Source organism: Actinoplanes sp. TFC3 (assembly GCF_001553785.1).
Taxonomy (GTDB): Bacteria; Actinomycetota; Actinomycetes; order Mycobacteriales; family Micromonosporaceae; genus Actinoplanes.
This window is the reverse complement of record NZ_LOJP01000002.1, coordinates 673,944-699,332: the sequence shown is the minus strand read 5'-3', so window position 1 is coordinate 699,332 and position 25,389 is coordinate 673,944. Positions and strand designations below refer to the sequence as shown.

At 69.1% G+C, this 25,389-nt stretch carries 26 protein-coding genes and 1 pseudogene; 10 read left to right on the top strand and 17 right to left on the bottom strand.

What is annotated here, in order from left to right:
• The 14 genes and pseudogenes from TFC3_RS38895 to TFC3_RS30255 all read right to left on the bottom strand — a co-directional run.
• Window positions 1-1,385, bottom strand: a pseudogene (locus TFC3_RS38895) (hypothetical protein); the annotation flags it as partial.
• A 50-nt stretch (window positions 1,386-1,435) separates the two neighbouring features.
• A complete protein-coding gene (locus tag TFC3_RS40105; RefSeq protein WP_067508850.1) occupies window positions 1,436-2,434 on the bottom strand; it encodes a transglycosylase SLT domain-containing protein in 999 nt (332 codons plus the stop codon).
• A complete protein-coding gene (locus tag TFC3_RS39780) occupies window positions 2,434-3,126 on the bottom strand; it encodes a flagellar export protein FliJ (protein ID WP_236718542.1) in 693 nt (230 codons plus the stop codon). Before TFC3_RS39780 ends, TFC3_RS40105 begins: the two co-directional genes overlap by 1 nt.
• Window positions 3,127-3,216: 90 nt before the next feature.
• Window positions 3,217-4,524, bottom strand: coding sequence for a FliI/YscN family ATPase (locus TFC3_RS30305; protein WP_067508848.1), 1,308 nt, complete (start codon window positions 4,522-4,524; stop codon window positions 3,217-3,219).
• Window positions 4,521-5,192 carry a FliH/SctL family protein gene (locus tag TFC3_RS30300; protein WP_236718541.1) on the bottom strand — a complete coding sequence of 224 codons (672 nt, stop codon included), beginning with the start codon at window positions 5,190-5,192 and terminating at the stop codon, window positions 4,521-4,523. Before TFC3_RS30300 ends, TFC3_RS30305 begins: the two co-directional genes overlap by 4 nt.
• Window positions 5,176-6,201 (bottom strand): flagellar motor switch protein FliG, encoded by a 1,026-nt coding sequence (gene fliG / locus TFC3_RS30295; RefSeq protein ID WP_067508844.1) that lies wholly within the window; start codon window positions 6,199-6,201, stop codon window positions 5,176-5,178. Before fliG ends, TFC3_RS30300 begins: the two co-directional genes overlap by 17 nt.
• 46 nt (window positions 6,202-6,247) lie before the next feature.
• Window positions 6,248-7,849 (bottom strand): flagellar basal-body MS-ring/collar protein FliF, encoded by a 1,602-nt coding sequence (gene fliF, locus TFC3_RS30290; protein WP_067508842.1) that lies wholly within the window; start codon window positions 7,847-7,849, stop codon window positions 6,248-6,250.
• Window positions 7,850-7,853: 4 nt separating this feature from the next.
• The gene (gene fliE / locus TFC3_RS30285; RefSeq protein WP_067508840.1) at window positions 7,854-8,198 is read right to left on the bottom strand and encodes a flagellar hook-basal body complex protein FliE; all 345 of its coding nucleotides are present in this window, start codon (window positions 8,196-8,198) and stop codon (window positions 7,854-7,856) included.
• A 2-nt stretch (window positions 8,199-8,200) separates the two neighbouring features.
• The gene (locus tag TFC3_RS30280; RefSeq protein ID WP_067508838.1) at window positions 8,201-8,596 is read right to left on the bottom strand and encodes a flagellar basal body rod protein FlgC; all 396 of its coding nucleotides are present in this window, start codon (window positions 8,594-8,596) and stop codon (window positions 8,201-8,203) included.
• 5 nt (window positions 8,597-8,601) lie between these two features.
• The gene (gene flgB, locus TFC3_RS30275; protein WP_067508836.1) at window positions 8,602-8,949 is read right to left on the bottom strand and encodes a flagellar basal body rod protein FlgB; all 348 of its coding nucleotides are present in this window, start codon (window positions 8,947-8,949) and stop codon (window positions 8,602-8,604) included.
• A 185-nt stretch (window positions 8,950-9,134) separates the two neighbouring features.
• Window positions 9,135-9,455, bottom strand: a complete 321-nt coding sequence (locus TFC3_RS30270; protein ID WP_067508834.1) for a hypothetical protein — start codon at window positions 9,453-9,455, stop codon at window positions 9,135-9,137.
• Between the two features lie 37 nt (window positions 9,456-9,492).
• On the bottom strand, window positions 9,493-9,882 hold the full coding sequence (fliS, locus tag TFC3_RS30265; RefSeq protein WP_067508832.1) for a flagellar export chaperone FliS: 390 nt from the start codon (window positions 9,880-9,882) through the stop codon (window positions 9,493-9,495).
• Between the two features lie 56 nt (window positions 9,883-9,938).
• Entirely contained in the window at window positions 9,939-11,255 is a 1,317-nt protein-coding gene (gene fliD, locus TFC3_RS30260; RefSeq protein ID WP_067508830.1) for a flagellar filament capping protein FliD, read from the bottom strand.
• 122 nt (window positions 11,256-11,377) lie between these two features.
• A complete protein-coding gene (locus TFC3_RS30255) occupies window positions 11,378-12,583 on the bottom strand; it encodes a flagellin (protein ID WP_067508829.1) in 1,206 nt (401 codons plus the stop codon).
• A gap of 217 nt (window positions 12,584-12,800) precedes the next feature.
• Here TFC3_RS30255 and flgN point away from each other — a divergent pair, with 217 nt between their 5' ends.
• The 5 genes from flgN to csrA are packed head-to-tail and all read left to right on the top strand — an operon-like array spanning window position 12,801 to window position 16,441.
• Window positions 12,801-13,334, top strand: coding sequence for a flagellar export chaperone FlgN (flgN, locus tag TFC3_RS30250; protein WP_236718539.1), 534 nt, complete (start codon window positions 12,801-12,803; stop codon window positions 13,332-13,334).
• On the top strand, window positions 13,334-14,815 hold the full coding sequence (flgK, locus tag TFC3_RS30245) for a flagellar hook-associated protein FlgK (RefSeq protein WP_067508827.1): 1,482 nt from the start codon (window positions 13,334-13,336) through the stop codon (window positions 14,813-14,815). Before flgN ends, flgK begins: the two co-directional genes overlap by 1 nt.
• Window positions 14,816-14,826: 11 nt before the next feature.
• Window positions 14,827-15,714: a flagellar hook-associated protein FlgL gene (gene flgL / locus TFC3_RS30240; protein ID WP_067508825.1), complete on the top strand. Its 888-nt coding sequence runs from the start codon at window positions 14,827-14,829 to the stop codon at window positions 15,712-15,714.
• A 2-nt stretch (window positions 15,715-15,716) separates the two neighbouring features.
• Window positions 15,717-16,154, top strand: a complete 438-nt coding sequence (gene fliW, locus TFC3_RS30235) for a flagellar assembly protein FliW (RefSeq protein WP_236718537.1) — start codon at window positions 15,717-15,719, stop codon at window positions 16,152-16,154.
• 50 nt (window positions 16,155-16,204) lie between these two features.
• A complete protein-coding gene (gene csrA, locus TFC3_RS30230; RefSeq protein ID WP_067508822.1) occupies window positions 16,205-16,441 on the top strand; it encodes a carbon storage regulator CsrA in 237 nt (78 codons plus the stop codon).
• A gap of 56 nt (window positions 16,442-16,497) precedes the next feature.
• Here the strand turns inward: csrA and TFC3_RS30225 are convergent, their stop codons facing one another.
• Entirely contained in the window at window positions 16,498-17,274 is a 777-nt protein-coding gene (locus tag TFC3_RS30225; RefSeq protein ID WP_236718535.1) for a peptidoglycan DD-metalloendopeptidase family protein, read from the bottom strand.
• 132 nt (window positions 17,275-17,406) lie between these two features.
• Here TFC3_RS30225 and TFC3_RS30220 point away from each other — a divergent pair, with 132 nt between their 5' ends.
• The 3 genes from TFC3_RS30220 (at window position 17,407) to TFC3_RS30210 (ending at window position 20,748) form a co-directional block, all read left to right on the top strand.
• Window positions 17,407-18,966, top strand: coding sequence for a methyl-accepting chemotaxis protein (locus TFC3_RS30220; RefSeq protein ID WP_067508818.1), 1,560 nt, complete (start codon window positions 17,407-17,409; stop codon window positions 18,964-18,966).
• A gap of 109 nt (window positions 18,967-19,075) precedes the next feature.
• Window positions 19,076-19,819, top strand: coding sequence for a hydrolase (locus TFC3_RS30215; protein ID WP_067508816.1), 744 nt, complete (start codon window positions 19,076-19,078; stop codon window positions 19,817-19,819).
• Between the two features lie 74 nt (window positions 19,820-19,893).
• Window positions 19,894-20,748, top strand: a complete 855-nt coding sequence (locus TFC3_RS30210; protein WP_236718533.1) for an SRPBCC family protein — start codon at window positions 19,894-19,896, stop codon at window positions 20,746-20,748.
• A gap of 10 nt (window positions 20,749-20,758) precedes the next feature.
• On the opposite strand, the gene TFC3_RS30205 is transcribed toward TFC3_RS30210, so the two are convergent.
• A complete protein-coding gene (locus TFC3_RS30205; protein ID WP_067508812.1) occupies window positions 20,759-22,561 on the bottom strand; it encodes a HAMP domain-containing sensor histidine kinase in 1,803 nt (600 codons plus the stop codon).
• 80 nt (window positions 22,562-22,641) lie between these two features.
• Window positions 22,642-22,866 (bottom strand): hypothetical protein, encoded by a 225-nt coding sequence (locus TFC3_RS30200; RefSeq protein WP_067508811.1) that lies wholly within the window; start codon window positions 22,864-22,866, stop codon window positions 22,642-22,644.
• Window positions 22,867-23,145: 279 nt separating this feature from the next.
• Between TFC3_RS30200 and TFC3_RS30195 the strand changes: the two genes are divergently transcribed.
• Both TFC3_RS30195 and TFC3_RS30190 read left to right on the top strand, forming a co-directional pair.
• On the top strand, window positions 23,146-24,744 hold the full coding sequence (locus TFC3_RS30195) for a S8 family peptidase (RefSeq protein ID WP_067508809.1): 1,599 nt from the start codon (window positions 23,146-23,148) through the stop codon (window positions 24,742-24,744).
• A 73-nt stretch (window positions 24,745-24,817) separates the two neighbouring features.
• Window positions 24,818-25,210: a response regulator gene (locus tag TFC3_RS30190; protein WP_067508807.1), complete on the top strand. Its 393-nt coding sequence runs from the start codon at window positions 24,818-24,820 to the stop codon at window positions 25,208-25,210.
• Window positions 25,211-25,389: the final 179 nt, after the last annotated feature.

Genomic DNA, 25,389 nt, shown 5'->3' with positions numbered 1-25,389 from the left:
GGAGCGGGCGCGCCCGCTCCTCCCGACCCGGCCGCGCCCGCTCCTGCCAACCCGGCCGCGCCCGCTCCTCCCGACCCGGCCGCGCCCGCTCCTGCCGACCCGGCGGTGCCTGCTCCTGCCGACCCGGCCGCGCCCGCTCCTGCCGACCCGGCGGCGCCTGGGATGGGCAAGCCTTGCCGGGCGAGCGCGGCCTCGGCCTGCGCGACCGCATCGGCCTGGGTTCCGGCGCTTTGCACCGCGCTGCTGGGCGCCAACGAGATGCCGGGCGCCCCGGCCGCCGCCGCTTGGGCGCTCGCCATGGCCTCGGCCTGCGTCCACGCGGCAGCCTGGGCAGCCCCCGGCGTGGTCGGTGGCGGGGTGGCGGACCGGCTGGTGGCGGTGCCGACCGCGAGCGTCGGAGCGGCCTCGGCCTTGGCGTTGGCCGCGACATTCGCCGGGGTGGTCGTAGCCGCGATGGCCACGCCAGGCACCGGAGTCAGCACGCTGGCCGCCATCGGATCCGGCTTGGTGTCCGCCTTCGCCGCGTCGGCAGAATCGCTGTCAGGGGTCTCGGTGGTGGTGGCAAGTGCTTCCGTCAGGATGCGGGGACGCTGGAGGTCCGCCTGCCCGCTTTTCAGGTCACCGGCCGCGGCTTGAGCGCTCGCGTCCTTCTGACCAGCCTCGGCTTGCCCGGTCTCCGAAGCCGAGCCGGTGCCAGCCAAGCCGGTGCCGGCCAAGCTGGTGCCAGCCAAGCCGGTACCGGCCGGGTCGATGTCAGCCAGGTCGGTGACGGCCGGCTCCGGGCGTTCCGCAGTGGTCCGGTGCGCGGCGGCCCGCGCCTGGGACCGATCCTCAGCCCGTTCCGCCCCCACCCGATCCGGCCCGGAAGCGTCCTGTCCAACAGCTCGGTCCTGCCCAGCTCGCTCGTGCTCAGGCCGGTTCAACGCCGCCCGCCGCTCCGCAGCCCGGTCCGCCGCCGCGTGGCGCTCCGAAGCCCGGTCCGCGGCCGCGTTGCGGTCCAGGGTCCGATCCGATGCCGCGCGGCGATTCAAAGACTGGTCCGGCGTCGACCGGCGCTCCAAGGCCCGATCCTGAGCGGCCCGGTCCAGGGCCGCGCGGCTTTGCAGGGAACGGTTCTGGCTGGCCTGCAGCTGCAGCCGGTCCGCGGCGCGTTCCCGGCTGTCCTGGCTCTGGAAGCGGGCCGCCGTACGGTCCAGCAGGTCCTGGGTGCGGGAGCGGCGGTCGGCCTCGATCCGGGGATCGGCCTGGCGGCCCGCGTCCAGGTGGGGATCGAGCTCCGCCTCCAGCGCCGAGCCGAACGCCTCGCCGCCGCGTCCCGGGGCGGGGCTGCGGCGGGGGATGTCGGACACGGGTCTGCGGTCGGGGCCGGTGACGGAACTCGACATGGGTGCTGCCTTTCTTGCCGCGCCACGGCGCAGCAGCGGCTCAAGATCGCTCAGCCGCCGAGGGCCGCGAGCGCCTTCTGGACCTTCGGCACGTAGGCCTGGGTCTCGGCGAACGGCGGAATGCCGCCGTACTTGTGCACGTTGCCGCCGCCCGCGTTGTACGCCGCGAGCGCCAGCGGCAGCGTCTTGAACTCCTTCAGGTGGCTGGACAGCAGCTTCGCGGCGCCGTTGATGGCCTGCTGCGGGTCGAAGGCGTTGTCCACGCCCAGCCCCTTGGCGGTGGCCGGCATGAGCTGCATCAGACCCTGCGCGCCGGCCTTGCTGACCGCCTTGGGGTTGTAGCCGGACTCAACCTTGGCCACGGCGGCGAGCAGCTTGGGAGAGACGCCGTACTTGGCACCCGCCTTGACGAACATGTCGCCGTAGGGCACCCCGGCGAGCGAGCCCGAGTTCTGCAGGCTGGCCGGGCGGACCGCGGCGGCGGCCGTGGCCCCGGGGGCTTCGGCGGTGCCGGTCACACGGCGGATGTGGGTGGGGGTCTCGTACACCGATTGGATCTTGACGTGGTCGCCGGGCTTGGGAGCCGCGATCATCTTGTTGTTTCCCAGGTAGATGGCCACGTGGTCGACCGGCGAGTCGAAGGCCAGGATGTCCCCGGGCTTGGCGTCGGCCAGCCCGTTCACCTTGGTGCCGACCTCGGCCTGTTCGCCCGAGGTGCGCGGCAGATCAATACCGAGATCCTTGTACGCCCGTTGCACCAGCGCCGAGCAGTCCAGCCCCTTCGCCGGGTCGGTGCTGCCGAACACGTACTTCGTGCCGAGGTACTTTTTCGCCGCGTCGACCACCGCGTCGCCGGTCACGGCCGGGCTGGTCTTGGCCGAGCCGGTCGTGGCGCTGGCAGTGCTACCCGTGGTGGCGCTGGCCAGGGCGTTGGCGAAGGTCTTGCCCGAGGTAGCGGTGGCCGCTGTGGTGTCCGCGGGTGGGGTGGCGATGCCGAGCTGCGACTTGAGCTCAGAGATGCGCGCCATGACACCCTGAACGCCGATCATCAGCGACTCCCGTGGTCCTGGTCGGAGATGCCTTCGTCATCGTGTTCGGCGGTTTCCGCGGGGCGCTTAGCGTCAAGCGCCAGCCGATCGCGGGCGGCGTCGATCGCCTCGCGCGCGTTGGCCAGGTCGATCATCGGGCGCTGGGCGGCCACCGAGTTGGCGGTCTCCCGGGCGGTGCCCTCGCGCTCGGCCGCCGAGCGCCGGTCGGCCACCGAGCCGGCCCCTGTCCGCAGCGAATTTGCTCGTTCCTCGCCGGTTTCCACACCCCGGGCGGCGTTGCGGGCCTTGCTGGTCACGGCGATCTCGTCGATGTTGTTCTGATCGACCGTCAGGTCGTGCTTGCGGACCGTCTCGGCGTGCCGCTCGGCGAGCATCTCCACCGCGCGGTGCCGCTTGGCGGCGTCGGCCAGCTCGGCGACCTTCTCGCGGGTGCGCTCCTCGGCTTCGTCGACCATCCGGTGTGCCCCGGACAGGCTGGCGGCCAGCGACTGACGGGCCACCATCGACGCGACCATCGCGCGGGCGGTGCCCTCGCTCGGGGCGTCCGCGCCGGCCAGGTCGAGCTGGCGGCGCTTGACCAGCGCCTGCGCGTCGCGGATCTCCTGCCGGGACTGGATGACCGCGCCGCGGGCGGCGTCCTCCTGGGCCTTGCGGGCACGCAGCACGGGGCCGAGCCGGAACATCCGATTCACGAGACCTCCCAAGAAGCTCCTACACAGTCCCGGTCGGCGCCGGGCCCGTACCGCTGAGCCTCTGCACCCGAGCTGCAACCGGGCGCCGGCTCAAGCGGACGCGATCAGCTGGTGCAACTGGGCCCACGCCTGCTGCGCCGGGACCTTCTCGTCGAGTCCCTGGCGCAGGAAGGCGGTGATCTGCGGCCAGATGGCGGTGGCCCGGTCGGCGTCCGGGTTGGTGCCTGGCACGTACGCCCCGATCTCCACCAGCTCGCGCACATCGCGGTGCGCGGCCATCATCCGGCGCAGCTCGGTCGCATCGGCCTTCTGCTCCGGGGTGGTGATCTTGTTGGCCACCCGGGAGATCGAGTCGAGCGCCTGGATGCTGGGGAAGTGCCCGGCAGTGGCGAGCTTGCGGTCCAGAACGATGTGGCCGTCGAGGATCGAGCGGGCCGCGTCGGCGATCGGCTCGTTGTGGTCATCGCCTTCGACCAGCACGGTGTACAGGCCGGTGATGCTGCCCCGCGCGCCCGGCCCGGCCCGTTCCAGCAGTGAGGCAAGCATGGCGAAAACCGAGGGCGGGTACCCGCGGGTGGCCGGGGGCTCGCCGACCGACAGGCCGACCTCGCGCTGGGCCATCGCGGCGCGGGTGACGCTGTCCATCAGCATCAGCACGTCACCGCCCTCGTCGCGGAAGTACTCGGCGATCCGGGTGGCCACCAGCGGGGCCCGCAGCCGGACCAGTGGCGGGGTGTCCGAGGTGGCGATCACCACCACCGAGCGGGCCAGGCCCTCGGGTCCGAGGTCGTGCTCGATGAATTCGCGTACCTCACGGCCACGCTCACCGACCAGCGCGACGACGTTGAGCTCGGCGGTGGTGCCCCGGGTGATCATGGACATCAGCGTGGATTTACCGACACCGGAACCGGCGAAGATGCCGATGCGCTGGCCGCGGCCGCACGGCACCAGGGTGTCGAGCACCCGCACGCCCAGCGGCATCGGCGCGTCGACCAGTTGGCGTTCCATGGCCGAGGGCGGGGCCGCCTCGATGCTGACCATCTCGCCGCGCAGCGGTGGGCCGCCATCCATCGGCCGGCCCAGCCCGTCCAGGATGCGCCCGCGCAGATCCGGGCCCACCGCCACCCGCAGCGGGCCGCCGGTGGAAGTCACCGGGGTGCCGGTGCCCATCCCCGCGATCGGGCCCAGCGGCAGGCAGGAAAGCCGTTCGCCGTCCAGCGCGGCGATCTCGGCGAGCACGGCGTCCTCGCCCTCGCCGATCTGCAGCAGGTCGCCGACCCGCCCGTCCAGCCCGCTGACCGTGACCCGCAGGCCGACCGCCCCGGTCACCTTGCCCCTGCTGAGCGGCTGGGCCGCGCTCAGCGCGGCGTTGATGCGGTTGCGGAAGACGTCGGTCACAGTCGCAGGGCTTCCTTCGCTCTCGCCACGGCGGCCGCGATGGAGGCGTCCACCGTCGTGGTGCCGGTTTCGGCCACGGCGTCGCCGGGGCGCAGGCTGGGCTCCGGGCGAAGCTGCACCGGCCGTCCCTCGTAGTTGTAGTCGGCGTCGGTTGCCGTGCCGACCAGACTGCGGAAATCGTCGGGATGCAGGCTCACCACGACGCCGCCCTGCTCGGGGGCGGCGTTCATGGCCCGGCGCAGCGCGGCGGCAGCCCGGCCCTCGGCGTCGTCCATGGCCCGGCCCACGATCGCCTCGGCCAGCTCGAACGCGTGCCCGAGCACCGCCTCCTGCAGCTCGTGCAGGGTCGGCATGAGCTGGGTCTCCAGGTTGGTCACCGCCCGGCCCATGGCGTTCACGGCCTGGACGAGCGAGGCGGCGCGGCGCCGGTCATGTTCGTGCTCGCGGGCCAGGGCGCGCTCGGCTGCGACGGCGGCGTCCTGGGCGGCGGCTCGCTGGCCCTGGGCCCAGCCCTCGGCGTACCCGGCGGTGCGGGCCTCTTGCTTGGCCCTTTCCACCGGTGCCGAATCCATCGGTACGCCGCGCCGCAGATCCACCCCGAATCGCGCGGCGGTGGCCGACTCGGCACCGGTCCCGCGGATCACCGGGCGCTCAGGAGATGAGCTCATCGGCCTCGCCACCACGCTGGATCTCGATCTGGCCGGAGTCCTCCAGCGAGCGGATCACCGAGACGATCTTCTGCTGCGCCTCCTCGACCATCTTGACCTTGACCGGGCCCATCAGGTCCATCTCCTCGACCAGGTTCTCCCGGCCGCGCTCGGACAGGTTGCTGGTGACCTTGTCGCGTACCTCATCGCCGACGCCCTTGAGCGCGGTGGCCAGATCGGCGGGCTCCACCTGACGCAGCACCAGCTGGATCGACCGGTCGTCGAGGGTGGTGATGTCCTCGAACATGAACATCCGCCGGCGGATCTCCTCGGCGATCTCCGGGTTGCGCTGCTCCAGCGCCTCCAGGATGAGCCGTTCGGTGGTGCGGTCGGCGCGGTTGATGATGTCCACCAGCGGTTGCAGACCGCCGACAGTGGACAGCTCGTCGGGCTGCAGCACGCTGGACAGCTTGCGCTGCAGGGCCAACTCGACCTGACGGATCACGTCGGGCGAGGTGCGGTCCATGACGGCGATGCGGTGCGCCACGTCCGACTGCACCTCGGGCGCGAGGCCGGACAGAATCGAGGACGCGAGCGCTGACGGGATGTGCGCCAGGACCAGCGCGATCGTCTGGGGGTGCTCATATTGCACGTACGAGAGCAGTTGGCGCGGGTCGGCGTGGCTCAGGAAGTTGAACGGCATGTCGTTCATCGATGCCTGCAGCCGGTCGAGGATCAACTGCGCACGCTCGGTGCCCAGCGAAGCCTCGAGCAGCTCCCGTGCATAGGCCATGCCACCCGCGCCGGCGTGCTTGGTGGTCGCCAGCGCGTAGAACTCGTCGATGACGTCGCCGACGACCTCGGGTTCCAGCTTGCCCAGCCGGGCGATCTCGGCCGAGAGTTCCTCGACCTCGCCCTCGCTCATGTTGGCGAGCACCCGGGTCGAGTACTCCTTGCCCATCCGCACCAGCAGGATGGCCGCCTTGCGCAGCCCGGTCATCGACGTCGTGCTCAATGCTGGTGTGGTCAACGCGGTTCCTCCCTGAACCTGTGGTGCTCAACAAGCGGGCGAAGAATCAGCGGCCGGCGCCGAGCCAGCCCCGCAGCAGCGCGGCCATCTCCTCCGGCTGGTCCTCGACCATCTGCTCGATCTCGCGCTGACGCTCCTCCAGCGCCTCGTGCGTCGCGTTCGCGGCCTCGATCGCCGGCGACGGGATCGCCGCGTTCAGCTGGGCCAGGCGCTGGGCTTCCAGGGCGGCCTGCATCTCGTCGAGGTGCGCGAGCTCCTGCGGCGTCAGCGACTTGCGCTTGCGCTGCTTACGGCTCCAGCGCCAGGCCAGCAGCATCAGGAACAGCACCACGGCGACCATCGCAGCCGTCTTGATCAGCGAGGTCTGCTTGGCCGTCTGCTCGGCGGCGGCCGAGGCGGCGAGCGCGTTCTGGGCGGCGGTCGCGGCACTGGTGTCGAAGGCCATCGCGCTGACCGCGATCGTGTCGCCGCGGGTCGGGTCGATGCCGGCTGCGGCGCTGACCAGTTGTTGCACGTCGGCCTGGTTCACCGCGCCGGCGGTGGTCGCGTTGAGCAGCACCGAGACGCTCAGCCGCTTGATGCCACCGGGCGCGCTGTTGCGGTTCTCGGTGACCTCGTTCACCGCGTTGTTGCGCACCGTGTTGGTGTTCTCGTACTGACCGGTGCCGCTGGTGCTGGTCGAACCGTTCGGCACCTGGATGTTGTCGGGGCCGAGCACGCCGCCGTTCTGGTTGCCGTTGCCGTTGTACGCCTCGCGGCTGATGCTCTCCGACAGCGCAGCCACCGACGGGTCGGACGTGTAGGTCTTGCTCGTCGTCTGGGTCTGGTCGTAGTCGAGCTCTGCGGTCGTGTTGACCACCGAGTGTCCCGGGCCGACGACCTGGTCGAGCATGTTCTGCAGCGACTGGTTGAGCCGGTTCTGGAAGGACACGGTCTGCGAGTCGGCACCGCTGTCGCCGCCGGTCGCCACGGCTTGGCCGCCGCCGGTGGACAGGATCTTGCCGTCCGCGCCGGCCACCGTTACCTGGGTCGGGTCGAGGCCCTCGACGCTGGAGGCCACCAGGTGCACGATTGCCTGCACCTGATGGTTGGACAGCGGGTCGTTGGTGGCCGACTTCACCAGCACGGAGGCGGTGGTCTTGTCCTGGTCGTCGGCGAAGACGTCTTTCTGCGGCATGACCAGGTGCACGGTGGCCGCCTGTACGCCGTCGATCGACTTGATGGTGTTGGCCAGCTCGCCTTCCAGGGCGCGCTGGTAGTTCGTGTGCTGCATGAAGTCGCTGGTGGTGATGCCCTGCTTATCCAGCAGCGAGTAGCCGGTGTCGGACTCGCCGGGCAGCCCCTCACCCGACAGTTGCAGGCGCAGGTCGTACACCTGGTCCTGGGGCACCATGATCGTCGTGCCGCCGTTGGCCAGGTCGTAGGCCGTACCCGACTTCTGCAGCGACTCGACGATCGCGCTGGCGTCCTTGCTCGACAGGTTGCTGAACAGCGGCGCGTACGCGGGCTTGGAAGCCCACGTCGCGAAGAAGTAGCCGCCGATCAGCAACGCGAGCACGGCGGCGATCGTGACGGCCTTCTGTCCGGGGGTGAAGGACTTGAACGTGTCGCCGACCCTACGGACCGGCGCGGGGAGACGGTCAGTCATGGTGTCACGCCTGCATTCTCATGATCTCCTGGAACGCCTCTACTGCCTTGTTCCGGATGGCCATGGTGAGTTGAAGTCCGAGCGAGGCCTCGGTGGCCGCCATCGTGTACTGCGCCGGGTCCTGCAGGGTGCCGTTGGCCACCTGCACGGCCAGGTCGCTGGCGTTTGACTGCGACGCCTGCACGCTTTCCAGGCCCTGCGACAGCATGCTGGCGAAGTCGGAGTTGGGGCCGCTGACCTTCTCGGCGTCCGAGGTGCCGGCGACCCCACCGGCGCCGCTCACTCCGGAGACGCCGTTCACCGAGCTCAAACCGCTGACGGCGCTCAGGCCGCTGATGGGAGAAGTCATGATCAGCCCTTACCGAGGTTGATGGCGGCCTGGTAGGACTCGCGGGCGCGGTCCACCACCGAGAGGTTCGCCTGGTACGAGCGCTGCGCCATCATCATCTGGGCCATCTGGCTGCCCATGTCGATGTCGGGCCGGCGCACGTAGCCCTCGGTGTCGGCCAGCGGGTTGTCCGGCTCGTACGACAGCTGCCCCTCGGCCTTGCCGTAGGCGATGCCGCCGACCTCGGCGCCGTTGCCGTCCTGGGCCTCCTGCGCGATGACATAGCGGGCCTGGAAGGCGTTCTCGGAGGTCCGGCTGACGTTGTCCATGTTGGCGAGGTTGTCCGAGACGGCGTCCAGCCACTTGCGGTAGACGGTGACACCGGATCCGGCCACGCCGATCGCGTTGAACGTGCTCATCTACCTCAGGCCCCCTTGATCGCGTCGCGGATCAAGCCGTACTTGCTGTCCAGCGCACGCAGCGTCAGCTGGTAGCGCATCGTGGTGTCGATGTGCGACAGCGTCTCCTCGTCGAGGTTGACGTTGTTGCCGTTCTCGCGGGTGGGCTCCAGCGAGTTCTGCACGCTCGGCGTTACCGACCCCGGCGCCTGGCCATGCGCGACGGCGCTGCTCAGCGCCTCCTCGAACTTGACCTTACGGGCCTGGTATCCGGGTGTCTCGATGTTGGCAATGTTGTTCGCAATGGCGTTCTGGCGGGCCGAAAGCCCGGAGACCGCGACGCGGAGCGAAGAGGATGCGACATCATCGAACACGGCGGAAGATTCCTTCCAGTGGTGCTGAGGTGCCGGTCCGTGGCGTTCTTGGGAGCAATCCGTTGCTCGTACCTTCCGTTTCGGCCTTCCAGCCGGTCCGCTGAGTTGCAAACGGTTGCCGAAAGGTTGCACGAAAAAGCCCGGGGCCCCTCGATGGGGATCCCGGGCTCGTCCGGTAGAGCGAACTACATGGCGCAATCGAGGTAGACGGGGCGTTTGGAGGCTTCGCCGGTTTCAATGCGGGCTGTCATGGCCTGCTGAGCGCGGGTTGCGGTGAGCCGGCGGGCGATCTCCTGGGCGGCCGCGAGCTGACGGGTGAGGATCTCGTCGGCGCGGGGCTTGAGCTCCAGCGGCAGGGCGCCGAGGTCGGTGGGCGGCTGCCACATGTTCGACGGCGGCGTCTCGGCCAGCCGGCGCGCATCGGTCAGCATGGTCTCGACCTCGGCCACGTCCATCTCAAGTTCGTCGAGCGCGGCGGTCCAGGCGTCCCTCCAGGTATCGGTCACGCCGTCCCCACCCCGCTCTCGAGTCCCATGGGTTTACTCAGGCCACCGGTGCCGAGTTGGCCGCCGCCAGCAGCGCGGCTTCGCGCCAGGCGTCGCGCAGCGGCTCGATGTGCCCGCGGCACAGCCGCACCCGCTCGGGGTCGCGGGCGATGTTGGCCCCGATCAGCTCGGTCAGCAGGTAGCCGTAGAGGCTGGCCAGGCCGGGTGCGCCGGACCAGGCCTCCACGTCGAGCGTGGTGCGCAGCTCCAGGATGATCTCCTGAGCGTGGTTGAGCTTGTCGTTTGCTTGCTCCCGCTCGCCGTTGCGCAGGGCTTCCTCGCCTTGGTTGAGATCAAGCACGAGGCGGTCATAGAGCATCACCAGGAGCTTGCCGGGTGAGGCGGTGTTGACGGAGTCCTGGAGGTAACGGTTCAGCGGAGAGGTCATCAGTTCCCTTTGCTCAGGAATGGGCGGATTCCATGGGCGGTCAGGTGGGCGGTGGATCAGCCGAGGCTGGCGATCTGGCCGGACAGCCAGGTCCCCTGGGACTGCAACTTGCCGAGTGCGGTTTCGAGGTCCGAATACTGCTTTGACAGGGCGGTCTTCTTGGCGGCGAGCCGGATGTCCCAGTTGTCGATCTGCACGTTCATCTCGTCGATCGCGTTCTTGCGACCGGTGATGGCCGACGTGACGTTGCTGATCTGGGTGTTGGCCACGGTGCGGAACGTGTCGCCGAGCGCGATGCCGGCGCTCTTGATCCCGGCCGGGTCGGCGTTGTACGACGCGGTGAACTTCTCCGAGTCGAACGTCAGCTTGCCGCTGCGGTCCAGCTCGATGCCGAACTTGCTGAGGCTGCCGAAGTTGACGTTCTGCTTGTCGTCGTTCTGGTAGCTCAGACCCGTGCTGACCGTGCTCAGGATGGACTGGCTCATCTGCCGGACCATGAAGTCACCGGTGAGTGGCGAGCTCTGCTTGGTGCTGGGGTCGTACGCGGTCTGGTCGGAGACCTCGGTCAGTGCGGCGTTCGCGGCGTCCACCAGGGCCTGGAACTTCGCCGCCATGCCGGAGACGTCGGACTCGACGTTCATGGTGACGCCGGTTTCCACCTTGCCCACGGTCACGGTCACGCCGGCCATCAGCCCGGTGAACGTGTTGGTGCCGCTGGTGACGCTGTAGCCACCTTCTTCCTCGCTCCCGCCGATCTGCAGCTTCGCGTCGGTCGCGGCGCTGGTGGCGAGGGCAACGTCGTCCAGGCCCGAGATCGTGAACCCGTTCGCCGTACCGGTCTTGGAGCTGGTGAACTGCAGGATGTTCTTGTCGCCGCCGGTGGTCACCACGGAGGCCTTGACGCCGAGGCCGGCCTTGTTCAGCGCGTCGGCCACGCCCTGCGCGGACTTGTCGGTCAGCGCGATGGTTACCGGGTCACCCGAGCCGACCTGCACGGTGAACGAATCCGCCTCGGTGGCGTTGCCGGTGGTGGGTACGCGGGCCGTCGTGCTCTGCCCCTTGGCCAGCGAGACCACGTCGAAAGTCATGCTGCCGGTGGTGGTGTTGGTGCCGCCCACAGCGGTGGCGGTGACCGAGGTCGAGTTGGTGGTGGGCTTGATGCCGCGCCAGGTGGACAGCGCGCCGACGTCTGCGGCGGCGTTCTTGAGGGCCACCAGCTTCGAGTTCACCGACTGGTACGACGACACCACGGTCTGGGCCGCCGACACCTTGGTCTTGAGCCGGGTCTGGGGGGCCGCTTCGACCTGCATCAGCGAAGAGATCATGGACGTGGTGTTGAGACCACTGGCGAGTCCGTCAACTGAGCTGGTCACGGGTCACCTACTTTCCTGCCGGGGTGGAAACCGAAAGCGGGGGTAGCCGGCGTGTCGGCCGGCTACCCCCGACTATTCGGTTGTCAGCGATATTCAGTTAGGAGTTGCTGGTAGCGGTTTGGTTAGCGCAGCAGCGACAGAACGTTCTGCGAGGCCTGGTTGGCCTGCGACAGCATCGAGGTGCCGGCCTGGGTCAGGATCTGGTTCCGGGTGAAGGAGACCATCTCCTGCGCCATGTCGGTGTCACGGATGCGCGACTCCGACGCGGACAGGTTCTCGACCGAGACGTTCAGGTTGTTGATCGTGTGCTCGAACCGGTTCTGGTACGCACCGAGGGTCGCCCGGCTGTCCGAGACCGAGGTGATCGCCTTGTCGAGCGCGTTGATCGCCTTGTCGGCGCCGCCCTCGGCGGTCAGGTCCAGGGTGTTGGTGCCCAGGGCCTTGGAGCTGACAGCGCCGATCGAGATGCTCAGGGTCTCACCGCTGTTGGCGCCCACCTGGAACTGACCGCTGTTGGCCTTCGGGTCCGCGGTGCTGGCCCCGACCGTGACGCCGATGCCGCTCAGGTCGCCACCGAGGGTGAACGACTTCGAGCCGGACAGCGAGAACGAGGCACCGGAACCGTCGGCGGCAACCTCGGCGCTCACGCTGACCTCGTTGCCGGTGAAGCCCTGACCAGCCGCCGGGCCACCGGCCGTCTGGTCGGTCAGCGCGGCCTTGATGGCCTTGTTCATGGTGTCGGCGACGTCCTTGGCCGAGGCGCCGGCCGGGATGTTCGCGGTCACCGTGATCGGGTTGGCCGAGAGGTCCTTGTCCCCGACCTTGTCGATCGTGAACGTCTGGGCGCCGGTCGGCATCGTCGTGACCTTGGTGCCGTCGCCGACCTTGTTGCCGTTGCCGAAGGAGCCGTCGAGCAGCTTCGACTTACCGAACGAGGTGGTGTTGCTGATGCGGTCGAGCTCCTCGTTCAGCTGGCCGAACTCCTTCTGCGCCGCGGCCTTGGCCTCGGAGTCGTTGGAACCACCGTTGGCCGCCTGGACGGACAGGTCACGCATGCGCTGGAGGATCGAGGTGGTCTCGTTGAGCGCACCTTCAGCGGTCTGCGCGACGCTGATGCCGTCCTGGGCGTTGCGGACAGCCTGCTTGAGACCGCCCACCTGGGAGCGCAGGCCCTCGGAGATCGAGAGGCCGGCCGCGTCGTCAGCCGCCCGGTTGATGCGGAAACCACTGGACAACTTCTCCAGCGACTTCGACATCTGGTTGTCCGTGACGGACAGGTTCCGGTAGGCGTTCTGGGCGGCGATGTTCTGGTTGATGCGAAGACCCATGGTGTTTCCTCCTTGATTCGGGTCCGTACCGGCTCATCCGTAAGCCGTTGGCGTTGCGCCAGTCAGATCGGCGGCCGTCCGCCGGTCATGAGCAGTCTGCGAAAAATATTCGGGCCTTTCCGGCGAATGCGGGAAAACGCTGCCACGGACCGGAAAACCGGGGTTGCTACCCGCCGGAAACCCCTCAGAGACCGACCCGCTGTGCCGACCTGTCCGGATGAGCAGGGAACGCGCCGTGTTCCCGTTCGAGGAAGCGGAGGACCGGGTGAGCCTGACCGACCTGTCCAGCGTCCTGTGGCGTGCGCGGGAGTTGCTGGAGCTGCTGCTGTTCAAGCTCGAGGAAGAGCAGTTGCTGCTGGCTTCCAACCGCTCCCGCTGGCTGGCGCATGCCACCCGCGAGGTCGAGGTGGTGCTGGATCAGATCCGCCAGACCGAGGTCGCCCGGGCCGCGTACGCCCAAGCCGTGGCCCTGGAACTGGGGTTGCCGGCCGAGGCGTCGCTGGGTCAGCTCGCGGACGCCGCCCCGGCCCCCTGGTCGGACCTGCTGCACCAGCACCGTAAGGCATTTCTCACCCTGACCAGTGAGATCAGCACCATGGCGGACGCCAACCGCGACCTGCTCACCGCCGGTCAGCGCGCGGCTCGCGAAACCATGCTCGCGTTCGCCGGAACCGTGGAAACGTATTCATCGCAGGGGAAGACCGTCAGCGGCGGTATTCGCCGCCCGAGCCTGGTTGACGAGGCGATCTGATGGCTAGCAGCTTCGGAAGTATCAACACCGCACTGACTTCGCTCTACGCGCAGCGGCGGGGCCTGGACGTGACCGGGCAGAACATCGCGAACGCGAACACCGAGGGCTACACCCGGCAACGGGTCGACATGCAGGCCTCGGTGGGTTCGGTCGTACCGGTGCGCTGGGCGACCACCGACGGGCTGGGCACCGGGGTCGAGGTGAACGACGTCCAGCGGTTGCGCGACCAGTACCTGGAGAACCGCGGGCGCACCGAGCACGGCAACAGCGCGTACCTGACCAACCAGGCAACCGCGTACAACTCGCTCGAGGATGTCTTCGCCGAGCCGGGTGACACCGCGTTGCAGGCGCAGATGCACGACATGTGGGCGGCCTGGGGTGACGTCGGCGACGAGCCGAACAGCACCGCTGCCCGCTCGGCGCTGATGCAGCAGAGCCGGGTCGTTTCGGACGGCATCAACAGCGCCTATGACGCGCTGGACTCGCAGTGGTCGGCCAACTCCACGCAGCTGTCCAAGTACGCCGAGGAGGTGAACACCACAGCGGGTACGATCGCGCAGCTCAACGACTCGATCGTCAAGGCCAAGGCCACCGGCGTCGTGGTCAACGAACTTGAGGACCGCCGCGACTCCGCGGTCATGCACCTGTCCGAGCTCACCGGCGCCACCGCCCAGGCGCGCCCCAACGGCTCGCTGGATGTGTTTGTGGGCAACGCTTTGCTGGTCACCAACACCACGGTCCGCAAGATGTCCGCGACCGCCGGGGTCAGCACCCTGGACGCCCAGCGCGACCTCAACGCCGGCACGCTGCCCTCGACGTCCAAGCCGGCCGGGTTGACCTGGGCCGACACCGGTGACGTGGTGCAGGCCGGCGGCACCATGGGCTCGATGGTCGACACCATGACCTCGCTGCTGCCGGACATGGCCAGCAAACTCGACAATGTTGCCAAGGCGTTGGTCACCACGGTGAACGCGGCCACCAACGCCGCCTACAAGTCCGACGGCACGCCCGGTGGCGACTTTTTCACCGGTGACTTCTCCACGGGTAAGTACGCCCGCAACATGCGCGTGGGCGTCACGAACCCGGGGGACATCGCGGTTTCGGGCAAGAACGAGACAAACGCCGACGGTACGGCCAAGCTCGACGCCTCCGGCAACCCGATCGGCACCAACGACGGTTCGGTGGCCACCCGGCTGTCCGGCGCGGCCAAGCAGAGCGGCAGCCCGGACAACGTCTACCAGGGCATGATCGCCGACCTGGGCGTCAACGCGCAGACCTCGACGCGGCGCAGCCAGATCCAGGCGAACGTGACCGATCAGGTGGACGCCGCCCGCGAGGCCGAGTCCGGGGTCAACCTCGACGAGGAGATGACCAACCTGCTGACGTACCAGCGCGGTTACGAGGCGGCCTCGCGCGTGCTCACCACGATCGACTCGATGCTCGATCAGCTGATCAACCGCACCGGCTTGGTCGGAAGGTAAGGGGTTAGAACATGGCAGGCAGAGTTACCGAGAGCAGCATCCACACCAGGGTGCTGCAGAACCTGCAGCGCAACATCCAAAAGGGCGAGAAGATCCAGGAGCAGCTCTCCAGCGGCAAGCAGATCAACCGCCCGTCCGATTCGCCGAACGGCACCCTGCAGTCCATGCAACTGCGTGGCGAGACCCGGGCGAACAACCAGTATGTGCGCAGCGCCGGCGATGGGCTCGGCTGGCTCAGCACCCTCGACGGCACGTTGTCCAGCACGTCGACGATCCTGCAGAAGGCGCGTTCGCTGACCGTGCAGGGCCTCAACGCCGGCGGCGGCACGGACGAGTCGCGCAAGGCCATCACCGTGGAGCTGGACCAGATCAAGACCACGATGATCGGGTACGCCAACACCACGTACCTGGACCGGCCGGTCTTCGGTGGCACCACCACCGGGACCAAGGCGTTCGACGAGACCGGGCAGTTCGTCGGCAACAACGACGCGGTGAACCGGACCGTCGGACCCAACTCGCAGGTACGGGTGGATGCCAGCGGGACGGCCGCGTTCGGCGAAGGGGACGCCTCGGTCTTCAAGGTGCTCGACGACATTTCGCAGGCGTTGACGTCCAACGACATGGATGCGGTGAGCAAGGGTCTGGAACGTCTGGATGCCGCAGCCAATAACGTAAAAAACACTCTTTCGGAGGTAGGCGCCCGATACAATCGGATTACGCAGATGAAGTCATCTGCGGAGGATCGGCTGCTGGACGTGACGGCTCAACTCTCCGACGTCGAGGACATCGACCTGCCGAAGACCATCATGGAAATGCAGCTGCAGCAGACCTCGTACCAAGCGGCTCTGGCCGCTTCGGCAAAGGTGATTCAGCCCTCGCTCATCGACTTTCTGAGGTGACCATGAGTACTCGCACCGCGTCCCGTCCGATTGGGGACTTCATGACCGACACCGAGTTGGAGATGCCCGTCATCGACCTGGCGGTGCCGATGGCCGGCTTCCCGGCGCACCGGCAATTCGTCCTGGTCCGGCTGAACGACGAGGGCCTGCTCTACGCGTTCACCTCCATCGAGGACCCTGACCTGCGTTTCCTGGTGGCGCCGCCGGAGCCGTTCTTCCCGGACTACGCCCCGGAAATCGAGAACGAGGTGTTCGCCGCGCTGAACACCAAGGACCCCGACCGCCTGCTGGTCATGGTCGTGATCACCGCCGGGGTGAACGAAACCACCGCCAACCTGCTGGCTCCGATCATTGTGGACCGTGACAGCCGCCGGGCCATGCAGGTCATCCTGACGGGCAGCAACATGCCGGTGCGCGCCATCATGCGCAAGGAATACTGACGCGGCATCCTGGCCTGCAGGTCCTGTCCATGGATGGAAGGGGCGGCTAGATGCTCGTGCTGACCAGGCGGGCCGGCGAGAGCGTGATGATCGGCGACGACGTCGTCATCACGGTCCTGGAGGCTCGCGGCGATGTCATCAGGATCGGCATCCAGGCCCCACGCGATGTGCAGGTGCATCGCGAGGAGGTCTACAAAGAACTGCAGGATGCCAACCGCGAGGCGGCTTCGCCCGGTGAGGATGCCGTGCGCAAGCTGACCGAGATGCTGGAACCGAAGAAACCTTAGCGACCGGGCCGATCCCCAAGTACTGGGGACCGGCCCTCGGTCTTTCTGCCAGACGGCTACGAGATGGTCAGCCCGCGGGCGGCGAAGAAGGCGATCGGGTTGATGGCGTTGTCGCGGGTGGCAGGCACCCCGGTGTGCACCTCGAGGTGCAGGTGCGGCCCGGACGACGAGCCGGACGTGCCGACGTAGCCCAGGATGGAGCCGCGGGCGACCCGCTGGCCGACGGTCACCGACGGGCGCCGGACCATGTGGCAGTAGCGGGTGACGATGTCGCCGGCGTGCAGCACCTCGACGTACCAGCCGCAGCCGGTCAGGGAGCTGTTGCCGTCCACATCGCACGTTCCCCGGGAAACGTTGCAGACCACGCGGATCACCGAGCCGGGGCTGGCCGCGCGGATTGCGGTGAACCGGCTGGCGGCTAGGTCGACGCCGTCGTGGGCGGGCCGCTGGGCGGTCCGGAAGCCGCTGATCAGCCCGGCCGATACGGGGAGCATCCAGGCGCCGGAGACGGCGGGTGCGGCGGCGGCCGAGGTGCACTTGGGGACGGCGGCCGAGCGGCGGACGTACGCGTCGGAAATGTAGTTGCTGGTGGTCAATCGGTCCCAGAACCCGGTGTTGGTGACCGTGCCGCTGATGAACTGCCCGGCGATGCGGCAAACGATGGAAACCTCAGAGCCGTTCGCCAAGCTGCCGGTACGACCACTGCTCGCCGACGGCCCGCTGCGCGTGTTGAGCGCAGTCCCACCGGTGACAACGGTGCCGTTCACGCTCTCCGCCGCCTGAGCGGGTGCGGGCGTGAGAACAAGGGCGCTCGCCGCCAGCAGCGTAGTCACCCGTCGATGTCGTTTCTTCATGGGTGAGTTTCCTCCTCTATTACTTGCACTAGGGCAAAAAACCTGAATCGCCATCCAAGGCGCGGATCATCGCAAAAATGAAAGCACTGCCAAGGTCGAGGAGAGGCGCAGATGTCCCGATTGATGCAACTGGGAGTCGGCAAACGGCTGGGCCTCATCGTGGTGTGCGGGGTTCTGGGCCTGCTCGCGCTGGCCATCGGATCCGCTGTCAGCCAGCACCGGCTCGTTGACCAGGCCGACCGGGTGCGCAACCTGGAGATCGGATTGGGCGCGCTCAACCACCTCGACACCCGGCAGAGCGAGCTCAAGGTCGACGGCTACCGGGCGGCGCTTGGCCAGGACGTCACCCAGGACGTCGCGGACGACGTGGTCTCGGCGACCGAAGCGGCCGAGGCGGTCGAGGCGGCCGGCCTGCCCAGCGACCTGATGGCGGAGTTCGCCACCATCCGGCCCAACGTCGACGCGTTCGGCACCTTCATGAGCGACTTCGTCAAGCAGGCCGGCGCGGGCGGCACGGCGGCCGCCGCGAACACCGGCCAGATCGCCGAGAAGAACAACGCGGTCGACGACCAGCTGGACGCGTTGAACGCCAAGGTGACCGCCGCCGCGGAGCGGGAACGCGGGGACATGTCCGGCGAGGTGAACCGCTCGCTGTGGGTCACCTTCATCGTGGTGGCGGTCTGTCTCGTGGTGCTGATCGGGATGGCCATCCCGCTGGCCCGCTCGATCACCAAGCCGGTGCGCCGGCTGGCCGAGGTGATCGACGCGCTCGCCAGGGGCGACCTGACCCGGCGCACCGGGGTGACCAGCAAGAACGAGATCGGGCGGATGGCGGCCGGGATGGACGCCGCGGTGGCCTCGATCCACCAATCGCTGAGTACCATCGGGCACAACTCCGACACCCTGGCCAGCGCCGCGACCCAGCTGTCAGCGGTGGCCGGGCAGATCTCCGAGTCGGTCAGCGACACCGACGCGCAGACCACCGCCGCGTCGGCCGAGGCGGATGAGATCTCCCGCAACGTGCAGACGGTGGCCGCCGGGTCGGAGGAGATGGGCCTGAGCATCCGGGAGATCTCCCGCAACACCAGTGAGGCCGTGCAGATCGCCGGCGTGGCGGTCGCCGAGGCGGCCCAGGCCACCGAGACGATCCGCCAGCTCGGCGAGTCGTCGACCGAGATCGGCAACGTGATCAAGCTGATCACCTCGATCGCCGAGCAGACCAACCTGCTGGCTTTGAACGCCACCATCGAGGCTGCCCGGGCCGGGGATGCGGGCAAGGGCTTCGCCGTGGTGGCCTCAGAGGTCAAGGACCTGGCCCAGGAGACCGCCCGGGCCACCGAGGACATCGGTAAGCGGGTCACCGCGATCCAGGCCGACACCAGCGGCGCGGTCGAGGTGATCGGGCGGATCAGCGAGGTCATCGCGCGGATCAACGACTTCCAGACCACTATCGCCAGCGCGGTCGAGCAGCAGACTGCTACCACCGGCGAGATGTCGCGCAGCATCGGCGAGGTGGCCTCGGGCAGCAGCCGGATCGCGATGAACATCTCCGACGTCTCCACCGCGAGCTCATCCGCCGTGCAGGGCGTCACCCAGACCCGGCAGGCCAGCGACGAGGTGGCCCAGACGGCCGAGGAACTGCGCACCCTGGTGGCCAGCTTCAAGTTGTAGGCGCAAGCACCCGTAATGCACCTGGCGCGGCCCCGGTCGACAACACCGGGGCCGCACTGTATCCCCAGGACGAGAGGCGCTCGTCCGTGACAGTGCTCGGGGAGACGTCGTGGGTGCAGAGCGGGAATCGGTCATGGACGCCACTTTGCTTGCCCCCGGTCTGGATCTGCGTTCCGACGCGCACGTGCACACCGGCTTCGCCGCCGGTCGCGACAGCGTGGGCGTGGTGGTGTCGGCGGCCGACCGGGCCGGGCTGCGATCGCTGACCTTCGCCGACCAGGTGAGCCCGGACACGACGTGGCTGAGCGCGTACGCCGATGCGGTGCGCCGCGCGCGGCACCGGACCGAGCTGTCGCTGCGCGTCGGCGCCGAGGTCGAGGTGGTCCGCGAGGACGGCTGGCTGGCCTGGCCGGCCGACCTGGGTCACCTCGAGGTTGTTTCGGTGGCGGTCTCCGGGCTGCCGCTGGCCGACGGCCCGCTCGGGCCGCGTCAGGTCCGCGCCGAACTGGCGGCCGGCCGGCTTACCGCCGATCGGGTGGCCGAGATCGTCGTGACCGCCACGGTCAAGGGCATCGAGCGTGCCTCCCGGTACGCCCCGGTGCAGCTGGCCCGCCCGCTGTGCCTGCTCACCCAGGTCGGTCTGGACGAGTCGGCGGCCAGCGACGAGGTGCTGGACGTGCTCGCCGCGGCCTGCCGCGCGACCGGCGCCGCGGTCGAGGTGAGCGAGGCCTGGCGCAGCCCGGCGCCACGGGTGGTCGCCACGCTGCGCGAGGCCGGAGTGACGCTTATCGCCGCCAGTGATGCCCGGTATGCCGCTGAGGTCGGGCGGTGGCAGTACCTGCGCCGGGTCTGAGGCATTCGCCAGTACGAGGAGTGCTCATCTACGTACGCTCTGTCATGCCAGCACTTCAGCATGGGAGAGATGCCATGAGTATGGTCCAGCAGGCAGTTGAGATCAGCGCGCCGTTGCACACGGTCTACGAGCAGCTCGCGAAGTTCGAGAACTACCCGCGGTTCATGACCGGCGTGCAGCGGGTCACCCCGATCGGCAACGACCAGACGCACTGGATCATGGACGTCGACGGGCACCGCCGCGAGTTCGACGCGCAGATCACCGAGCGCTCGCTCGACGAGCGGGTCTCCTGGGCAACCACCGAGGGTCCTTTGCTCGCCGAGACCATCACGCTGCGCCCGATGGGGGAGATGCGCACCCAGATCGTGGCCCAGCTCGAGGCCGACGTGGCCTTCCTGCTGCCCAGCGACCGGCACGGCGACGAGACGCTGAGCAAGCGGCTGCGCGCCGACCTGAACACCTTCAAGGGTCTGATCGAGACCGGCAAGCTGGGTGACGCCAGCGCCCTGCGCGGCGCCAGCTCCAAGCAGCTAACCGGCAGTTCCTATGCCTCTCCGGCGTCGGTGGCCACCCGGGCCCGCGGCGGGCGTCCGCAGCCGGGAGCGGGCTGGGGCACCAGCGCCGGCGAGTTCAGCAATGCCAACCCCGACGGGTTGGGGACGCTGCGGCCCAACGCCGACGCCGCGCCGCTGGGCATGGCGATGGCCGGCACGAACGTCGACATCGCCTCCGCGCCGGGCATCCGCAACGCCCACGACCTGGACGACGTGCTGGCCCCGGGCCGCCGCATCCACGGCTCACCGGTGGTCTCCGGCGGCGCGGGCAGCACCAGCACGGCCTCGGTGCGCATGGGCGGCAAGAGCATGGGCGGCCGGCAGGCGCACGGCGACGGCATCATCAACGAGGAGGAACGCGGCAGCCAGGGCTGAGCAGCCACGGCTAAATTGCCGCTGCTTCCAGAGTCACCACCAGGCAGGCACCGTGGGGCTCGGTCCGTTCGTAGCGGACCGAGCCCCCGTTTGCCTCCACCAGGTGGCGCACGATGAACAGACCCAGCCCGGCGCCCCGCATGAACCGGTCGAACAGCTTGGGCACGAGCTCCGCGGGAATGCCCGGGCCGTTGTCCTCAACCATCAGCACAACAGTTTCCCCGGTACGATCACAGCGCACCCGAACCGGCGCCTCCCCGTACGCCAGGGCGTTGCTGAGCAGGTTGCGCACCACATGCCAGACATGCTGCCGGTCTGCCAGCGCTGAGACGTCCTCGCCCACGCTCACCTCGACGGTGCCGGCGCAGTTGAGCTCGCTGATCACCGAAGCGACCACCTCGGCCAGCGGCACCGGCGTGCGCCGTGCAGTCACCGTCCCGGTGTCCAGCCGGAACAGCAGTTGCAGGTCGTTCATCATCTTGATCAGCCGATGGGTGTTCTTGTCGATCTTCTGCACCAGCTCGAGCCGGATGTCGTCGGGCAGGTCGACCCAGTCGGCGTGCAGCAGCTCGGCCAGGCTGGCGATCGAGCTGACCGGTTGGGCGACGTCGTGGGTCAGCATCGAGGTCAGGTCGTTCTTGAAGGTCAGGGCCGCCTCGAGCCGGGCGTTTGCCTCGCGCAGCCGCTCGTTGCTCAGCGTCAGCTCCTCGGCTCGGCTGCTCAGCTCGTCCTCGACCCGCTTGCGCTCGGTGATATCGACGTAGGTGGCGACGTAACCGCGCGGCTGGCCGGTGGCGTCCGGGATGGTCGCCATTGTGGCCAGCACCGGCACGTCGGTCCCGTCGGCCCGGCGCACCACCCAGTCCCCGGTGCCCGGGGGTGGCAGCGCCGGCGGGCCGGGCGGGCCGTCGCCGTCGAGGTGGCCGGTCAGCTCGCGCCAGCGCCGGTTGACGTCGATGACCCGGTGGTTGGCGTCGAGCACCATCACGGCCTCGTTCATGGACTGCAGCAGGGTGTCGGCGAAGTCACGGCGTTCGTGCAGCATCGTGACGAGCTCGCGTTGCTGGCGGTCGGCGCCTTCCAGCGAGCGGACCAGCAAGCCCACGAAGGCGAGGACGGCGAGGGCGGCCAGGATGGCGCCGGTGCTGATTGCGGCGGCCGGGCGGCTGATCCCGGTACGGACGGCGAGCGCGCTGACCAGCGCGGCGACCACGGGCACGGCGATGGCCACGGGCAGAGCGCGGCGGACCTTGACGCCCGGCCCGGCGGCGGCCGTGGTGCGCAACGGTCCGGCTTCCGGGCGCGCCAGCAGGGCGCCGACGGCCAGGGTGAGCAGGGCCCCGGCGTGCACCGGGGACATCACGCTGTCCGGGCCGCCGCCATCGGGGAAGGTGGGTGCGAACATCCGCGGGACCAGGGCCACCAGCGTGATGGTCGAGGCGCCGGCCAGCAGCGGATCGGCGACGCGGTAGCGGGCCGGGTCATCGGGGCGGCGCCGGAGCTGGGCATCCAGCCCGGCCAGGGCGAGCCCGGTGAGCAGCATGGCAACGCCGGTGGCGGGGCGGTGCACCAGCACGACCGCGCCGACCGCGGCGGCGAGAGCGGCGAGGGCGTACGCGATTCCCCGCCGGATCCTTCCGGCCTGAGCCGGCGCCAGCAGGAACAGCGCGAGCCCAGCGGCCAGCAAGGCGGCCGCCGGGCTCGAGGAATTCCGGGACACCAGACCGGCCAGGCCGGTCGCGGCAACCGCGAGCCCGGCACCCCCGGCGACCAGCCGGGACAGCCGTCCCACGTCCTGAGCCGCGAGCTGCACCGGGCCGATCCCCCTTGAAAAGGGGCTTAACACCCCAACCGTGAGGGATCGATCATAACGCGCAAAGCGGAGTCAGAAGGTCACGCTGGGTGAGACTGCCCGGCCCATTCGAAACCTTCCTCGACGGTGACCTTGCTGGCCAGCGAGGCGAGGCGCTCGGCGTGCTTGTTGGCGTGGTGACCGCAGAACGCGAGCGAACCGCCGCTGGCGAGCGCGATTTCGACCCGAGCGGCCGCGTTGCAGCTGTCACAGCGCTCGGTCAGCGAGTCGGCGGTGACGATCTCGGGCGACAGCAGGCTGGTCATATCGCTCTCCTTGCTCGGTGGCGGCGTAAGCGTTCCATGCCGGCGCAAACGCCGGCGGTGCAGGCTGTGCAAGCAATCCTGACAGCCGGTACTTCGGCCCCCACCGGGGGCTGCTTAGTCAACGAGGCCCGGATCGGTGCGCTGCAACCCACGCGCAACCGGCGCGGTCCCGGCGTCGCTCTGACGCTTGTTCAGTCTTTCCCTCAGTTGCTTCCGGCATGCCTGTCCTCCCGGGTGATGTCCGCCGCTGGGAGCAAGAACCGAGGAGGAACCAGCACAATGACCCGCTACGACGGCCGGCGCCGGACCGTGCGCCTCGCGCTGACCGCCGGGATCGCCGCGGCTGCCGCGGTGACCGGGGTCGCCGGCACCGCCTTCGCCGGAACCCCGCAGGCCCTGCCGCTCGGCACGGTCCGGGCCGCAAGTGTGAATGCCATCACCGGAAGCTACATCGTGGTGCTCAAGTCGGCCACCGCTTCCGAGGTGCCGGCCGCCTCCGCCGCGCTGGCCAAGCGGTACGGCGGACAGGTGCTGACCAGCTACTCGGCCACCGTGCACGGGTTCCAGGCCAGCATGACGGCGCTGGAGGCGCGCCGGCTCGCCGCCAACCCGGCCGTGGACTACGTCGAGCAGGACGCCACCGTGCGCCTGGCCGACGTGCAGACCCAAACCGACCCCACCTGGGGCCTCGACCGCATCGACCAGACCTCGCTGCCGCTGTCGGACAGCTACACCTACCGTTCGGCCGCCAACGTCACCGCGTACGTGCTGGACACCGGGATCCGGATCAGCCACAAGCAGTTCGGCGGACGGGCCAGCTACGGCCGCGACTTCATCCAGAACGACAACACCGCCCAGGACTGCAACGGCCACGGCACCCACGTGGCCGGCACGATCGGGGGCAGCACCTACGGCGTGGCCAAGGACGTCAACCTGGTGGCGGTGCGGGTGCTCGACTGCGACGGCACCGGCTCGTACGCGGCGATCATCGCGGGCATCGACTGGGTTACCAGGAACGCGGTCAAGCCGGCCGTGGCCAACATGAGCGTGGGCGGCGACCGCAGTGCCACCCTGAACGACGCGGTCACCAAGTCGATCGCGTCCGGGGTCACGTACGCGGTGGCGGCCGGCAACGACGGCAAGAACGCCTGCTCGTACTCCCCGGCGTCGACCTCGAATGCGATCACGGTCGGGGCCACCGACCGCAGCGACACCCGGGCGTCGTTCTCGAACTACGGCTCGTGCCTGGACATCTTCGCCCCCGGCGTGCAGATCACCTCGGCCGGTTACGCCTCCGACACCGCCACCGCGGTGATGAGCGGCACCTCCATGGCCACCCCCCACGTCACCGGGGCCGCCGCGCTGGTCGCCGCCGCCCATCCCGGCTGGTCCCCGGCCCAGGTCACCTCGGCGCTGCTCGCCAAGGCCACGCCCGGCAAGGTGGGCTCGCGCGGCACCGGCTCGGTGAACAGACTGCTTTACACCGGTTTTCTCAACACTGGCGCGGGGACCACTCCGGTGCCGGCCACCCCGTGCGGCCCGTTCACCATCGGCACGGGCGTGGCGATCGCCCGCAAGGGCACGGCCACCAGCTCGGCGACTGTGTCCGGATGCACCGGTACGGCCTCGGCGCAGTCCACCGTCGGGGTCACGATCAAGGACTCGTACCGCGGATCCCTGGTGGTGTCGCTGACCAGCCCCAGCGGGCGGAAGTACACGTTGAAGGCGGCCAGCAAAGCGGACAAGGTTGCCAACATCACGCACACGTACCCGATCGACCTGTCCGGCACCCCGCGCAACGGAAAGTGGTCGTTGCAGGTCAAGGACACCCTCGGCGTCACCACCGGCACCCTGTCGGGCTGGAAGCTGACGCTCTGATCTGCGCAAATGCCCCCCGCGGGCGACCGTGGCGCGTTTAGCGTGTTAGTTCTTACCGGCCGAGGAGGCTGTCATGTCGGAGGCTACGCAGGAGCGTCCCACCGTGCTCGTCGTGGATGACGAGGAGGACCTGCGCGACATCATGCGACGGATGCTGGAACGCCGGGGGTACGCCACCCTGGTGGCCGGCAACGCCGACCAGGCCGTCGAGATGTGCCAAGAGACCCCGGGCCCGATCGACGTGCTGGTGACCGACCTCGGCCTGCCCGGGGTCTCGGGTGGGGACCTGGCCCGCAGCGCCGTCCAGGTCCGACCGGACATGGGCGTCATCTACATCTCCGGGCTGCCCAAGGACATCGCGGTCAGCAAGGGCCTGATCGCCGAGGACGCGTTGCTGGTCAAGAAGCCGTTCACCTCCGACCTGCTGCTGGAGGCCCTGCGCCTGGTCCTCAGCGAGAAGGGCTGACCGCCGGTTCGCAAGCACCGTTGAACGCCGCTGGACTTCGGTCCGGCGGCGTTGTTTTTTGCCCGGAAAACCCTTCATTACCACCGGCGCCTGCCGCCTCCTGCGACCCCGCGGCACCGGCACCACGGATGCACCCCAACGGGCGCCGAAGCAGCCCCCGCCCCTACCGAACCTGGATG

Bases quoted from the DNA above. Each gene is read 5' to 3' on its own strand.
- TFC3_RS40105 (WP_067508850.1), bottom strand. From the start codon at position 2,434: ATGATCGGCGTTCAGGGTGTCATGGCGCGCATCTCTGAGCTCAAGTCG.
- TFC3_RS30300 (WP_236718541.1), bottom strand. From the start codon at position 5,192: ATGAGCTCATCTCCTGAGCGCCCGGTGATCCGCGGGACCGGTGCCGAG.
- fliF (WP_067508842.1), bottom strand. From the start codon at position 7,849: ATGACTGACCGTCTCCCCGCGCCGGTCCGTAGGGTCGGCGACACGTTC.
- fliE (WP_067508840.1), bottom strand. From the start codon at position 8,198: ATGACTTCTCCCATCAGCGGCCTGAGCGCCGTCAGCGGTTTGAGCTCG.
- TFC3_RS30280 (WP_067508838.1), bottom strand. From the start codon at position 8,596: ATGAGCACGTTCAACGCGATCGGCGTGGCCGGATCCGGTGTCACCGTC.
- fliS (WP_067508832.1), bottom strand. From the start codon at position 9,882: ATGACCTCTCCGCTGAACCGTTACCTCCAGGACTCCGTCAACACCGCC.
- TFC3_RS30255 (WP_067508829.1), bottom strand. From the start codon at position 12,583: ATGGGTCTTCGCATCAACCAGAACATCGCCGCCCAGAACGCCTACCGG.
- flgN (WP_236718539.1), top strand. From the start codon at position 12,801: ATGAGCAGGGAACGCGCCGTGTTCCCGTTCGAGGAAGCGGAGGACCGG.
- flgK (WP_067508827.1), top strand. From the start codon at position 13,334: ATGGCTAGCAGCTTCGGAAGTATCAACACCGCACTGACTTCGCTCTAC.
- flgL (WP_067508825.1), top strand. From the start codon at position 14,827: ATGGCAGGCAGAGTTACCGAGAGCAGCATCCACACCAGGGTGCTGCAG.
- fliW (WP_236718537.1), top strand. From the start codon at position 15,717: ATGAGTACTCGCACCGCGTCCCGTCCGATTGGGGACTTCATGACCGAC.
- csrA (WP_067508822.1), top strand. From the start codon at position 16,205: ATGCTCGTGCTGACCAGGCGGGCCGGCGAGAGCGTGATGATCGGCGAC.
- TFC3_RS30220 (WP_067508818.1), top strand. From the start codon at position 17,407: ATGTCCCGATTGATGCAACTGGGAGTCGGCAAACGGCTGGGCCTCATC.
- TFC3_RS30210 (WP_236718533.1), top strand. From the start codon at position 19,894: ATGAGTATGGTCCAGCAGGCAGTTGAGATCAGCGCGCCGTTGCACACG.
- TFC3_RS30200 (WP_067508811.1), bottom strand. From the start codon at position 22,866: ATGACCAGCCTGCTGTCGCCCGAGATCGTCACCGCCGACTCGCTGACC.
- TFC3_RS30195 (WP_067508809.1), top strand. From the start codon at position 23,146: ATGACCCGCTACGACGGCCGGCGCCGGACCGTGCGCCTCGCGCTGACC.
- TFC3_RS30190 (WP_067508807.1), top strand. From the start codon at position 24,818: ATGTCGGAGGCTACGCAGGAGCGTCCCACCGTGCTCGTCGTGGATGAC.